We start from the raw sequence: 13,494 nt of genomic DNA on the forward strand, positions 1-13,494 counted from the left end.
AATCTACACCTCATAATATTCCTTATACCATTCAACAAACTTACTTATACCCTCATTTATAGATGTATCTGGCTTAAAACCTACATCATCTATTAAGTCATCTACATCTGCATAGGTCATAGGCACATCTCCATCTTGTAGTGGTAAATATTCTTTTTTAGCTTCTTTTCCTAAATGTTTTTCTATAGTTTGTATATATTCCATTAGTTCAACTGGCTTATTATTTCCTATATTATAAATCTTATATGGTGCTGAACTTGTCCCTGGATCTGCTTTTATCTTATCCCATTCTTTATTTTCTTTTGGTGGATTGTTTAATAATCTAACTATACCCTCTACTATATCGTCTATATAAGTAAAATCTCTTTTCATCTTCCCATGATTAAATACTTTTATAGGTTTATCATTCATAATAGCATCTGTAAATAAGAATAATGCCATGTCTGGCCTACCCCACGGTCCATATACTGTGAAAAATCTTAATCCTGTTGTAGGCAAATTATATAAATGACTATAAGTATGAGCCATTAATTCATTGGACTTCTTAGTTGCTGCATATAAGCTAATAGGGTGATCTACATTATGATGGACTGAAAATGGCATAACTTCGTTCATTCCATATACTGAACTGGATGATGCATATACTAAATGTTCTACTTTATAATGTCTGCAAACTTCTAATATATTTAAAAATCCAACTATATTAGACTGAATGTATACATCTGGATTTGTAATACTATATCTTACTCCAGCTTGTGCTGCTAAATTAACTACTATATCTATTTTGTGTTCTTTAAAAATTTCTTCTAAGAACTCTTTGTCTTGTAAATCTATTTTAAAAAACTTAAATTTATCGTATTTATTAATTATTTCTAATCTTGCTTTCTTTAAATTTACATCATAATAATCATTAAGATTATCTATTCCAATTACATGACATCCTTCATCTAATAATCTTTTAGAAAGATGAAACCCTATAAATCCTGCTGCTCCTGTTACTAAATATATTTTTTCATTATCTAATTCTTTATAATCACTTCTCATCCTATAACCTCCAATATAGGTAGCCCATTTTTTCTGCTTTATTTCTATTAAATATGCCTTTTACATCAATAAATACCTTTTTGTCATCTATATCTTTATTACCGTTTATATGAGCATAGTTATTATTATATAGAGAGCTAATATCTTCTAAAGTAAGCTCCTTATATTCTTCATGTGGTACTGCTAATATTACTGCATCTACATCTTTTATATCTTCAGCTTCTTTTATATCTATACCATATACATCAAATACTTCATTTTTATCTGCTTGTGGATCATGTACTAATGTGTTTATTCCATATTCTTTCAGTTCATTTATTATATCTATTACTTTAGTATTTCTAACATCTGGACAGTTCTCTTTAAATGTAAGTCCTAATACTGCCACTTTTGCACCTTTTATTTGTTTATTAGCTTTTATCATTAACTTTACTGTGTTTTCAGCTACATATTTTCCCATATTATCATTTATCTTTCTACCTGCTAATATTATCTGAGAATGATAGCCTATTTCTTCTGCTTTATATGTTAAATAATATGGATCTACACCTATACAGTGTCCTCCTACTAATCCTGGAGTAAAATTTAAGAAGTTCCACTTTGTACCTGCTGCTTTTAGTACTGACTTAGTATCAATTCCTAATTTATTGAATATAATAGAAAGCTCATTCATAAAAGCTATGTTTATATCTCTTTGAGAATTTTCTATTACTTTTGCAGCTTCTGCTACCTTAATACTTTCTGCCCTATGAACTCCAGCTTGTACAACAAGTTCATATACTTTAGCAATAATATCTAAAGATTCTTCATCCATTCCTGATACTACTTTTACAATGTTCTCTAATCTATGTACTTTATCACCTGGATTTATCCTCTCTGGAGAATACCCTACTTTAAAATCTAATCCACATTTTAGACCTGATTCTCGCTCCAATATTGGTACACATACTTCTTCTGTTACTCCGGGATATACTGTAGATTCATATACTACTATTGAACCCTTTGCAAGATTTTTACCTAATGTTTTACTAGCACCTATTACTGGATTTAAATTTGGTGTTTTATCCTTATTTATTGGAGTAGGTACTGCGACGATATGAAACTTTGCTTTTCTTAAATCTTCTTCGTTAGAAGTAAATAAAGCAGTAGTTTCTTTTAAAGCTTCATTTCCTACTTCTTTTGTTACATCTATACCGTTAAGATAATTTTTGACCTTATCTTTTGATATATCAAATCCTATTACATCTGTAACTTTTGCAAAAGATACTGCTAATGGTAATCCAACATATCCTAATCCTATAACCGCAATTTTTTCTTTCTTATTTATTATTTTTTCATATAGATTCATTTGTAACACCTACTTTTAGTATTTTTTTAATCCCTTGCATGTACTCATTTACGATAATATTTCTATCAAACTCTATTTCTGCTTTTTTTCTACTTCTCATTCCCATTAAAACTTTTTCTTCATGAGATAACTTAATAAATTTTTCCATAGCACATGTTAAAGACTCTGGATCAGCTACCTTACATAAAAATCCATTGTATCCTTCCTCAACATTTTCTTTACATCCATATGTATCACATGTTATCAGTGCCCTTCCAATAGCTGCTCCTTCTTGAAGTACAGTTCCCCTACCCTCACCATAAGAAGGTAACACAATACAGGTTGATTCAGCCATTATCTTCGGAATATCATCTCTTTTTCCTAAGTATTCAATAATTCCTTTTTTTTGATATCTATCAAGTAATTCTATATATTTTTTTTCATCTACAAAACCAACTACTTGGAATTTGACATTATTATATTTATTAATAAGGATTTTTGCTGCAAATAAAAATTCTTCAATACCTTTGTCTTTCAATATTCTTCCAATAAAAGTAAAAGTTATTTTAGACGTTGGCAATAATTCCATATATTTAAACTTCTCTAAATTAACTCCAGAACCTGGTACAATGGCTGTATCATTATTTGAAGAAATAATTTTTAATTTTTTATAAAATTTTTCATTATCTTCATTTAAAAAATATATTTTTGAAGCTTTTTTAAAAGCTAATCTATTTAATAAAACTACTATTTCTTTCTGCCACATATCTTGAATGTATACAGAACCTAATCCAGTTACAGTATGTATTACTTTGGATTTACAAATCCTAGAAGCAATTCCTCCATAGATATTTGGTTTAATTGTATATGTTAAAATTATATCAGGTTTTGATTTCTTTATAATTCTAATATACTGTAATAATAATTTCATATCTGATATAGGATTTGTTCCTCTTCTATCAAGAGGCGTATTAATTAATTTACAACCCATTTCAGAAAAAAAAGTATTATCTTTAGATTCAGGTAAAGCTAAAAATACCTCATTACCATCTTTAATTAGTTCTTCAACTAACTCTTTTCTAAATGCATAAATTGTAATAAAGTGATTTGCTAATATTAGTATCTTCTTCATTTTATACCTCTCGCTTTCAAGTACTGTCTCACTTCTATACTAATTCCTTCTTCAAAAGTCATTGGCTTATATCCAAAATCTTTAGTTGCTTCTTCATGAGAATAATTCCTATCTTCACCCATACGTTGAACTTTTTCAACGTAATCAATTTTACCAATAGAAATAATCTTAAGGACCCTAGCCATAAACACTCCTAAGCCCAAAGGAACACTTATAAAAATAGTTTTCTTATTCAATTCCTTACTAATTAACTTAAATACATCTATCATTTTAATAGGGCTATTTCCTGAAAGATTATATGCTTTACCCTGAGTTTCTTTAGGAAGCATAAGCACAGTATAAAATGCTTTACCTAAATCCCTGGCATTTACAGGCTGTAATAAACTATTGCCTTTGCTAATTATTGGCATAATCCTAAGCTTATCTATCATTTTTATAAATTTACTCATATTTCTATCACAAAGATCTCCATATATCATAGTAGGTCTTAGAATTGTAATCTTTGTTGGACAATTAGGAACTTTTGTTAAATCTAATACTTCCTTTTCTATATTTTTATATTCCTCAGAGGCATTCTTAAAATTAGAATAAATTCCTGTAGTATGTACTAAAATTGCTCTTTTTACATTATTATTGATAGCTGCCTTAATTATCATAGGTGAATGATGTATATTATAAATATGCATCACAGTATTAACCCCTACCATTGCTTTGTTAATAAATTCCTGACTGTTTAAATCTCCTACAATTTTCTCTACATTTAATCCACTGTTATCAATCAAAGATGTATCAGAGCTTTCTCTAACAATACATCGAATAGGACCTTCATATTTATTCTTTATCAATTCTTGTAAAAAATATTTACCACTATGTCCTGTAATTCCTGTAACTAATAACATTTTTCACCTCGATTTTTCCAATGATTCATTAGGTTCATTCTTCTTATTTCCAGTTCCACCTTCAACGACTCCATCTCTTTTCAAAACACTTACAATAGTTCCAAAGAAACATTTAATATCAAACATTAGTCCTATATTTTCAGTATAATATCCATCATACCTAGCTTTATCTTCAATAGTTACTGTATCTCTACCATTTATCTGTGCCCAGCCTGTAAGTCCTGGTGGTATATCATTAGCTCCATATTTATCTCTTTCAGCAATCAAATCATATTGGTTCCAAAGTGCTGGTCTAGGTCCTATAATACTCATCTCACCCTTTAGTATGTTAATTATCTGTGGTAGTTCATCGAGGCTTGTCTTCCTCAAAAATTTACCTACCTTTGTAATCCATTGTTCTGGATTTTCTAATAAATGTGTTGGAGTGTCCTTCGGAGTGTCAATTCTCATAGTTCTAAATTTTAATATATTAAAATGTGTCTTATGTATTCCTACTCTCTTCTGCTTAAATAAAACTGGTCCTTTTGAGTCTAATTTAATAGCCACAATTAAAATTAAAAATACTGGTGATAATACTATTAATCCTAATAACGAAAGAATAATATCTATTAACCTTTTAAATTTCAAATACATTTAAATCACACTCCAACCTCAAAACTATATCCTAAGCTATCTAAATCATCACCTGATATATTCTTAGTTTCAATATTTATTTTGGTTATCTCCATTTTAATCATCTTTTCTGGTATATTACCATCATAATGTTTACCATTTATAAAAAGAACCTCAGTATCATCTAATTTCTCAATTAACTCTTTTAGTTTCATCTTTTCACCTCAATCAATTAACTAAAAAATCTTATTATCTTATTCTCTGAATAATTAAGTTCTTTTAATTTTCCCCTTATTTCATCTTCATAAGCATAGCTTGTTATTATTACTGCGTCATGTTCATAGTGATTAATATCAGCTCTAGATATAATTTTATATCCTAATAATTCTTTACCTTGTATCTCATCATTATCATCTATTACTGCTAATACTTTTAATGTATCTTTATTTCTATCCCTAATAACTCCTAAAATTGTTTCTGCTACTTCTCCTGCTCCATATATTAATAATTTACTGTATCCTCGTTCTTCAATCTCCAATAGAAATTTTTCAACATTTTCTTTTGCTAGTCTATATAAATCTAAAAGCTCCCTCATATAATTTATTAATAAGTAATTCTTCCTCTTAACACCTTCAGGAGTAATATTGTAATAAACTATCTTTGCTGATTGATAATCTCTAACCATATATCCATTTTCCTCTAGATTATCAATATTAACATTAACCATGGATTTAGCACCATTGATTACCTTTGCTATTTCCTTTTGTGTTGTATCTGGATTCTTTTCTATATGTTGTAATAGTAATAACTCTTTTAATTCTGATGTAGGACTAAAAAATTTCATCTATTCTCCTCTTTTCCGTTCATTGTCTGAATGATTATAGTCTAACATATATTATTCGTTTTGTAAATGGTTATTTCGACAAAAATCCCGCCTATAAAAAGCGGGTTATGTATCTAAATATATATTAATTTTTCGTTGTGTCATTGGTGTGTCAATTGTGTGTCAAAATTGAGTTTTTCGCCTCTCTTGCCAATTTTATTTGGCTATTTTAAGCCATTTGTAGAGTACCATACTGGTTTTGTTCTTTAGACCAAGGTGAGGCTTTGTCTGGTAACACTCCTCTAGCCAGACCCAGAACAGCTTGTTAAACTGCTCTAATGTTTGCGGGTTTTCTAGAGCAGCCTCATCCAAAAATGCTTTTACTGTACGGTTAAATGCTTCAACTTTCCCCGTAGATTCTGGCGAATAGGGCTTGGCAAACAGCAGCCGAATGCCCATTTTAGCGCAGGCACGATTCATCCACTTGTTCCTGTACTGGCTGCCGTTATCAAAGTAAACGGACTCGGGCACACCGTACTTTTGAATTGCCTGACGAAAACATGATTCTACTATGACTTGATCAAGAGTAGAATAGAATTCAGCATGTACAACAAAGCGTGTTGCATCATCTAAAAAGCTGACCATGTAAACTTGTTTTTTCTGACCTTCTGGTCCGATTGGCAAGTAAGGACCATACATAATGCCCGAATGCCAAAGACGGTTACGGGATCTTTGTTGGAAGCGTCGTGCAGCCACACCTGAGACAGCATACAGCTGCATATGGCGAGCGCTGTATCCACGCTGAGCCAGCTTATCCTGCAGGGTACTTCGCTTAATTTGACCCGGTTGAACTAACCCTTCCCATTCAAGAATCTGAATGATTTGAGCCACACTACGTTTAGGCACCTCACGCCTTAGCAAAATTGCTTGCTCAAGGATGTGGGCCGGAACAGCTTCTCCAGCGTGGCAGCGACCTTTCCCTTTTGGTTTCAACCCATTAAAGCCCTCCGCTCTGTACTGATTTAAATACCGGCGTATGGTGCGTTCAGATAAGCCGGTTTGGGCACAGATCTGGGCTTTTATCTGCGAAGCCTTGGCAGAATCAATTCCTTCAGCCAGTAATGGCGACAAAAGCTGCATGCGTTCTGCTGCAATGGCCTCAGCTTTCTTATGATCTCTCAAGCTAATCCCTCCTTAAAAGGTTTTAACTTGAGTTTACTGCGTTTCTACCCGGACATGAATGCAGAACGGGTCTGTACCCAATAATTTGCATTCGCCACAGGCCGGACAACTCTGGCCAGCCAACGAGGCGCGTCGCCGACAAAATGCCAGATCCTTTGGAGCGATGACTGAGGAAGGGCGGATACTCCTTCCACAGATTTGTTGTAACGGGTTGCAATGGATATCAGTACACCGGCGAAATATCCTGCCATGTCTGAAAACCATTGTTTCCAGCGGCTAATTGTAGCCTCATCTGCTGCCACTGTTAATGCGGCGCTTCCAGTCACTGCTGCTTCAATGCTTTGGCTTTCGTAACGCTTGTAAGGAACCAATAAGTCCGGGAGCTCATGATGAATTCGGTTGCAGGATGAACAACGAAGCCTCCGAATCATCAAAACTCGGCGTTCCCCGTTGTCTTGGAAGTAACATCTACGCCGGCTACCAATTACTTTAAGCAGGCTGCCACAAATTGGGCATGGATTCTGTTCATCGCTCTTTACGAAAAACACCTGTTTCGGGGTTTTCAACCAGCTCATAATCTGTTAAAATGACCATAGAGTTGGGGCGCCCCTTGTGTGCTACTGTTGGAGCGGTAAGTACACTTCATAAAACGGGGGCGTCTTTTCCTTTCTCAAGATTCTACGGTTATTATATCTGTCAACTATCGGGCAGGCAATACCGTCAGCTTTAGGACTTTTTAGATTAGCTTAAACATTTAGTAAATTCACATAGGCTAATTACCTTTTAATACTTTTATCCTATGTTAATTAGCCTATATCCATCTTATCACACTATCCCTAAATATCAATCCTATCTCCACAACCTATCCAAAAGTAATCTTGTCAACTCAACCCTATTATTTTCATGGCAGTTGCTATGTTACCACAAACAGCAACCATAAGGGTTTCCTGATATGAGTATCTCCGGCTGAGCAGCCAAGAGAAAAACTCAATATCTGGAAACCCTTTGTTTATAGCCTTTTTCAGCTTTCTATTTATCAACCCTTGACATCAATACTACGCACTCAACATGGCTTGAGTTGATTGAATTGATGTCTGAGGGCGATTTTTGGCACCATCTGTACGTGGGAACATATCAATGGGTTTTTGGCTGTTTTCCCAGAAACCGACGTTCGCGGGAACATATCAATAGGTATAGGGCTGGTTTCTTCGCAAAAGCTCGAGTTGAAATTAAAATTATCATCTGTCAACCATTTTGTATGTTCAAATTGTATGCATCCAACTCTTTTTTTACTTCAATACACAATCTATGTGACGAACTACCTTTAGGTAAATACCCAATAAACTCATTTACTAAAATCGTAACAAATTGAGCAAAGTTTGTACCGCTCAAACCCATGTCTCTAATTATATTTAAAGTATACTGCCAAAATGGTTCCTGCACCAATACTTGTAACAATTCTGCTGCTTCGTCGTACAACTTTGTATCATCCTTATCCTCATAATGCATTATGTAATGTTCAAGGATATGTTTGTACTTATCCCTATTTTTCAATATCCTAAATACACCGAAATCCCCTTCTTCTTTTCGCATCATAAAGAAACTGTAAAGTTCAATAAATATTCTATCAATGTATTCGTTAGTTAAAGATGGTATTTGCTTATATATTTTTAACTGCCAGATTAGACTCTTTAAATTATTAAAGGGTAGCCAGTCTTGTTGCATTAACTTGATAACCGTATACATATCAAGCAAGATGTCAATGGCAATATGTTCAGCATCCAGTGAAACGATTGTTCCATTATGAGCTACTTCATTTCTATAAATAGGCACATCAAATGCAAAATATGGATAATATATCAAAGCTTGTGCTCGATTATTTTTAAATACTTTGTCAACTTTATTTACTAGTGTGCCTTCTCCCTGTTTTCTTACCCCTCCATTGATTGCTGAGCAAAAATCATAGAATAACCCTTCAACCTGAATTGCTCCTAAGCTCACAAATGTCTGATATGCACCATGCTTAAATAAATTATATAGAATATTAAACACTTCTTCCTTTTCAGATAGAAGGTAGTGCTCTTTAACTTTTATATAGATATAATCCAGTACCCTGTTTTCATCAATGAATTTCTTTGCATATTCATAATATGCTTCGGGATCTGTTTTCTTTTTATCGATTAATTTAAATACTTCTTCCTTATTAAATTTTATAACATCAAAGAATTTAGTGAACACTCCGAAATCCAAGGATATATCATATAGATAATTAAACATGGTGTAGTCATCAAGTTTACTTAAACTCTCAACATCCTTATCACCATTGTGAAACTGACCCATCCTATTTTTAATCTTTTCTTGCAATTCTCCAAACAGCAAAGCTTCCTTGTGACTTTTTGCCTCATAGTTGATTTTTAAAAAATACTGTTGTTTTTTATATAAATAACTTTCCTTATCAGTTGCTATCATATTTTTAATATTTGTAATGTTCTTATTGATAATAGCCAAATCTGAAAGAATATCATTTATAACTGTTACATAATTGTTTATAAGTCTATTAGTCTGAACATCTATATTTTCCCCTCGGACAAAATTATAGTTTGATATAAAATAATCTTCAATTGCATCATCTTCCAAAGTAACACCATCAACTCGTTTAGCAAAGTTCTTTAAAACATCTTTGCTCGTTACATTATTCCGAGTGCTCTGTTCACCAGGGAACATCATAGATTTTAATTCCGATAAATCAATGTTTATTTTCCCATCCATCTTATCGCTCCTATTTATTGGTATCCAATCTATTAAAATCAATAATAACCGGAAGAAATCTTATTAATAATATCAAGAGCGCTGTCTGTAATTGTTGCTCCTTCATAGGTCACAATAAGCTTTCCACTGAAATAATTATCATATATGTCCTGCTTTTCAAGCCATCGCTTGTCGTAGCTTTCTACCCCCAGCATACCTAAGTGCTCCCAATACAATTCTCTTCCATCTGGCAATGTAATTGTAAAATCTGGTTCAATCCATTTACCTTTCTCATACTCAAGCTTCTTTTCATACTCGTAAGAGATACCATTCTGAGCAAGAAGGTTAGCAATAATAACCTCCGATTTACTCCTCACACGATCACCTTTCACAGTGGAGTATATCCTGTTAAGCATGTGCTTTTCAACGCCAAGATATCTACCTATTTCTTGATGAAGCTCATTTGAAGAAGTATTGTCAGATATTAAAAATATCAAGTAATCAAGTAACCCATGTTTATATTCTCTCTTCTCATCAATAGCACTTTGGATGGCTTGCATTTTTACTTCACTAATTTCTCGTTCTATAACCTCTACAATTAGCCGTCTATCTAAGGGCTTTGTAGTGGTAGCCAAGCCCTTGACTACGCTTTCATAAACCTTATTGACAATCGTCTTAACATTAACCTTAGACTTTTTAACAGTGGTAATTAAATTTTTGGTTTTTGTACTATTTATAATATCTGTAAGAGCTTTATCTTCTACATTTTTAAGACTCTTTAAATCCGAAAATCCTTTACACTCTATTCTCAGTACTCCACTATCTAAATAATATGGTAAGCATTGCTGTATCTCTTCATCTTCAAAATAAGGCAATGTATGAAGCCCCTCACCCTGTTCAGCAATTTTCTTGTATGTATTTACAAGCTTTTCAGCTGATGGGAACGAACCATCAATAAAATACTTACGCTTTACATCTATATTTTTATTTGTATACAGCAAATAAGCATTAGCAACATTTCCGTCGCGTGCAGCTCTTCCGACTTCCTGATAATATTGCTCCACAGATTCTGGTATCATAAAATGTATAACAACTCTAATATCAGGTATGTCAATTCCCATGCCAAATGCGTTTGTAGCAAATATTACATTGATTTCATTATTCTTATACCTATCAATAATCTCTTTCCTTTCCTTGGCTGTCATCTCACCATGAAAGTAAACAGACTTGTAACCTTTTTCATTAGCTTTATCTGCAAGCTTTTCTACACCACGTTCACTGCCGATTCTATAAACATAGATCAGTATCTTTTCATTTTTGTGGATTTTGATAATATCCCAGAGTTTATCTTCCTTTTCATTCTCGTTGTTGAATTGAAGAACTTTCAGTGATATTTCCGACCTCATTAGAAGATTGTCTTTTATTATATTGGATTTATCAATATTAAACTCCCTACATATGTCTACAACTTCCTTTGGATTTAAGGTTGCTGTCAATGCAAGGATTCTAGGTTGTTTATCTCTACCTTCATTATATATACAATCCAAGAAATCCGGTATACGCTTATAGAAAGGCCTGAAGCTGGTACCCCATTGGCTAACACAATGCACCTCATCAATCACAAGCATTGTTATTTCATTTTTACGTTCTCTAATGCAATATTCAAACAGTCCATCTGTTGCAATCTTTTCTGGACTTACGAAAATGAATTTAGGGTTAATAACTTTATTTGCAAAATCTTTTAAAACATTTGCTTGTTTTGCTGAATCCATGCCACCATGAATTGTAAGCACTTCAATACCTTGTTCCGCTATCTTTTCAGATTGCTCATCAATAAGTGCAATTAATGGAGAGATAACAATTGTTATACCACCGGAGAGTATACCAGCTATCCAATATATTAAAGACTTTCCTCCGCCTGTTGGCATTATACAAAGTGTATTATCTTTTTCAACAACATTTGATATAACACGTTTTTGGAAATCTTTTAAAGAAAATTTGCTTGCTAATTTAGGAAAATTGCTGCTAAAAGCTTCATCTATATTAAGCATATCCAAGACCCCCATCCCTTATCTGTTGTTTTAAGAAAGATATTTCTTCTTCATGCTGTTTTGCTACAAAAGAAAGAAAAGCATCTACAATTATGTAGCGGTTTTCCGGATCGAGATAAACATTATTTTCATCCGCTTTTTGTTTTAACATTTGATAAATCTGATGAGCATAAAATGTAAACAATTCATATGGATAAAAGTAATTTTGCTGTGTAATGCTTTTATCCACATCAATCATTAGAAATTCTGAGTCTTGCTTGCAATCAAAAGTTTTCTTGTCTGTTAAATACCATAGGGCCCATATAGCCTCTCTGCTCCTATTTGGAAAAACAGCTGGATAAACTTTATAAAGCATATGGCTTTTTATGCCACCACCTATAACCCCGTAAACAGTATAATCTTCTGTATCCAAATCGCTCACTCGTAAATCTTCATAGCAATTAATTTTGTCATAGGTATTCTCGTCATAAAAGTTATTGTAATAATCCTCAGAAAAGTAGCACAGATTGCTTACAACTGTAAGCAGTTCGTTTGCATCGGAAATATTAAAATCCCTCTTATATTTCTCTAACTCTTTAGCCGAACTAAAAAGGGTATGATGTATTATAGGACATTCCTTTTTAAGGACTGTGGATTTGAAATACTGTGGATCATCCTCATACTCTTCAAGTGCTTCCTTGTCAAAGATTGCAATATATTTTTCTCTGTCCTTTTGAAAGTCATCTGAAGCTTCTACTATGATATTCTTAAACTTTTTCGCAATATCAGAATTCTTTTTTGATTTAACCCTTTCTATCCCTAACTTCTCAGCAAGTTTTTGTATATCTTGCTCTGATACTCCATAGCCAGCTTCGAGCGTTATAAAGTCATTAAAGTATTCATTAAATTTAAGTTTAATAACCTCAAGTACTTTCTCTATGTGTTTATGTTCATAACAAACCGCTTCCACTGACCTCTCTTCTTGATGCCTATACATACATTTTCTCCCCCTTCATAATAGTATACCAAGAACTATATCATACCAAAGTGTTGAAATGCCTTCTTTATATCCTCTTGTTTTTCTTTAGGACATGGATGTTCTCGTTTGTTCAAATCTTTTCTATTGGTTGCAGTCATTGGTGACAGACCGTTAATTTCTTTGGCATGTGCAATCCAACATGTTTTGGGTTTATATCCAAAATTCAACTGTACATATTCTTGTATCTCTTTGTACGTAGCCATGCTTACTCCCCTTTCAATTTAATAAAATTTCCTGGTAGTGCTTCAAACATATCCGGGTAATGCCCACACCTTGCCCTAATCTGAGTATACTGTGCTTTCTTCCCGTTTTTCTGCAAATACAACTTACGTTTATATATTTCATCTGCAAGTTCGGATGCGTGCATAGTTTTGTTATCAGCCTCTGATAAAACTATTTTCATAGCTTCCTGAAGTGTATAGTTAGCATGCTTGTCTGCGATATTTTCATCAACTATGCCCTTTTCATCGTATTTCAGCACAATATAAGCAGGCTTATTATCTTTAAGAAGAACAACTTTTCCGTTCTTTTCTACAACTGAAAAAACATGCTCCAGATCTGTTCGTAATGAATCAAAAGGAATTAAGCTATCTATTTTTACGTCCATATTTTTCACCTCTACCGTCTAGGTATGTTACCATGATTATACATCGAATTG

The 13,494-nt window shown here is 33.0% G+C and carries 13 protein-coding genes and 1 pseudogene; all 14 read right to left on the reverse strand.

Features of this window, described 5'->3' with window-relative positions; translation table 11 throughout:
• Positions 1-3 precede the first annotated feature (3 nt).
• The 14 genes and pseudogenes from HVS_RS13425 to HVS_RS13490 all read right to left on the reverse strand — a co-directional run bounded on the left by HVS_RS13425 (position 4) and on the right by HVS_RS13490 (position 13,443).
• Positions 4-1,044, reverse strand: a complete 1,041-nt coding sequence (locus HVS_RS13425) for an NAD-dependent epimerase (RefSeq protein WP_101303154.1) — start codon at positions 1,042-1,044, stop codon at positions 4-6.
• A 1-nt stretch (position 1,045) separates the two neighbouring features.
• Positions 1,046-2,392 (reverse strand): nucleotide sugar dehydrogenase, encoded by a 1,347-nt coding sequence (locus HVS_RS13430; RefSeq protein WP_101303156.1) that lies wholly within the window; start codon positions 2,390-2,392, stop codon positions 1,046-1,048.
• The gene (locus HVS_RS13435; protein ID WP_101303158.1) at positions 2,379-3,503 is read right to left on the reverse strand and encodes a glycosyltransferase family 4 protein; all 1,125 of its coding nucleotides are present in this window, start codon (positions 3,501-3,503) and stop codon (positions 2,379-2,381) included. Before HVS_RS13435 ends, HVS_RS13430 begins: the two co-directional genes overlap by 14 nt.
• A complete protein-coding gene (locus HVS_RS13440; RefSeq protein WP_101303161.1) occupies positions 3,500-4,402 on the reverse strand; it encodes an SDR family oxidoreductase in 903 nt (300 codons plus the stop codon). Before HVS_RS13440 ends, HVS_RS13435 begins: the two co-directional genes overlap by 4 nt.
• Before the next feature lie 3 nt (positions 4,403-4,405).
• Positions 4,406-5,035 (reverse strand): sugar transferase, encoded by a 630-nt coding sequence (locus HVS_RS13445; protein WP_101303163.1) that lies wholly within the window; start codon positions 5,033-5,035, stop codon positions 4,406-4,408.
• A 5-nt stretch (positions 5,036-5,040) separates the two neighbouring features.
• Positions 5,041-5,229 (reverse strand): hypothetical protein, encoded by a 189-nt coding sequence (locus HVS_RS13450; RefSeq protein WP_101303165.1) that lies wholly within the window; start codon positions 5,227-5,229, stop codon positions 5,041-5,043.
• Between the two features lie 17 nt (positions 5,230-5,246).
• Entirely contained in the window at positions 5,247-5,858 is a 612-nt protein-coding gene (locus HVS_RS13455; RefSeq protein ID WP_101303167.1) for a winged helix-turn-helix transcriptional regulator, read from the reverse strand.
• A 231-nt stretch (positions 5,859-6,089) separates the two neighbouring features.
• Positions 6,090-7,019 (reverse strand): annotated as a pseudogene (locus HVS_RS13460) (DDE-type integrase/transposase/recombinase); the annotation flags it as partial.
• A 44-nt stretch (positions 7,020-7,063) separates the two neighbouring features.
• Positions 7,064-7,594 carry a DUF6431 domain-containing protein gene (locus HVS_RS17325; protein WP_101303169.1) on the reverse strand — a complete coding sequence of 177 codons (531 nt, stop codon included), beginning with the start codon at positions 7,592-7,594 and terminating at the stop codon, positions 7,064-7,066.
• Positions 7,595-8,264: 670 nt separating this feature from the next.
• Positions 8,265-9,788, reverse strand: coding sequence for a hypothetical protein (locus HVS_RS13470; protein ID WP_101303172.1), 1,524 nt, complete (start codon positions 9,786-9,788; stop codon positions 8,265-8,267).
• Between the two features lie 38 nt (positions 9,789-9,826).
• The gene (locus HVS_RS13475) at positions 9,827-11,818 is read right to left on the reverse strand and encodes a RecQ family ATP-dependent DNA helicase (RefSeq protein WP_242971575.1); all 1,992 of its coding nucleotides are present in this window, start codon (positions 11,816-11,818) and stop codon (positions 9,827-9,829) included.
• Positions 11,811-12,794, reverse strand: coding sequence for a hypothetical protein (locus HVS_RS13480; RefSeq protein ID WP_101303176.1), 984 nt, complete (start codon positions 12,792-12,794; stop codon positions 11,811-11,813). Before HVS_RS13480 ends, HVS_RS13475 begins: the two co-directional genes overlap by 8 nt.
• A 35-nt stretch (positions 12,795-12,829) precedes the next feature.
• Positions 12,830-13,039: a hypothetical protein gene (locus HVS_RS13485; protein ID WP_101303178.1), complete on the reverse strand. Its 210-nt coding sequence runs from the start codon at positions 13,037-13,039 to the stop codon at positions 12,830-12,832.
• A 2-nt stretch (positions 13,040-13,041) separates the two neighbouring features.
• Complete coding sequence (locus HVS_RS13490) at positions 13,042-13,443, reverse strand: hypothetical protein (RefSeq protein WP_101303180.1); 402 nt, start codon at positions 13,441-13,443, stop codon at positions 13,042-13,044.
• Between the last annotated feature and the right edge of the window lie 51 nt (positions 13,444-13,494).

Origin of the sequence: Acetivibrio saccincola, from assembly GCF_002844395.1 — a bacterium.
Classification (GTDB): domain Bacteria; phylum Bacillota; class Clostridia; order Acetivibrionales; family Acetivibrionaceae; genus Herbivorax; species Herbivorax saccincola.

Bases quoted from the DNA above. Each gene is read 5' to 3' on its own strand.
- HVS_RS13425 (WP_101303154.1), bottom strand. From the start codon at position 1,044: ATGAGAAGTGATTATAAAGAATTAGATAATGAAAAAATATATTTAGTA.
- HVS_RS13430 (WP_101303156.1), bottom strand. From the start codon at position 2,392: ATGAATCTATATGAAAAAATAATAAATAAGAAAGAAAAAATTGCGGTT.
- HVS_RS13435 (WP_101303158.1), bottom strand. From the start codon at position 3,503: ATGAAGAAGATACTAATATTAGCAAATCACTTTATTACAATTTATGCA.
- HVS_RS13440 (WP_101303161.1), bottom strand. From the start codon at position 4,402: ATGTTATTAGTTACAGGAATTACAGGACATAGTGGTAAATATTTTTTA.
- HVS_RS13445 (WP_101303163.1), bottom strand. From the start codon at position 5,035: ATGTATTTGAAATTTAAAAGGTTAATAGATATTATTCTTTCGTTATTA.
- HVS_RS13450 (WP_101303165.1), bottom strand. From the start codon at position 5,229: ATGAAACTAAAAGAGTTAATTGAGAAATTAGATGATACTGAGGTTCTT.
- HVS_RS13455 (WP_101303167.1), bottom strand. From the start codon at position 5,858: ATGAAATTTTTTAGTCCTACATCAGAATTAAAAGAGTTATTACTATTA.
- HVS_RS17325 (WP_101303169.1), bottom strand. From the start codon at position 7,594: ATGAGCTGGTTGAAAACCCCGAAACAGGTGTTTTTCGTAAAGAGCGAT.
- HVS_RS13470 (WP_101303172.1), bottom strand. From the start codon at position 9,788: ATGGATGGGAAAATAAACATTGATTTATCGGAATTAAAATCTATGATG.
- HVS_RS13475 (WP_242971575.1), bottom strand. From the start codon at position 11,818: ATGCTTAATATAGATGAAGCTTTTAGCAGCAATTTTCCTAAATTAGCA.
- HVS_RS13480 (WP_101303176.1), bottom strand. From the start codon at position 12,794: ATGTATAGGCATCAAGAAGAGAGGTCAGTGGAAGCGGTTTGTTATGAA.
- HVS_RS13485 (WP_101303178.1), bottom strand. From the start codon at position 13,039: ATGGCTACGTACAAAGAGATACAAGAATATGTACAGTTGAATTTTGGA.
- HVS_RS13490 (WP_101303180.1), bottom strand. From the start codon at position 13,443: ATGGACGTAAAAATAGATAGCTTAATTCCTTTTGATTCATTACGAACA.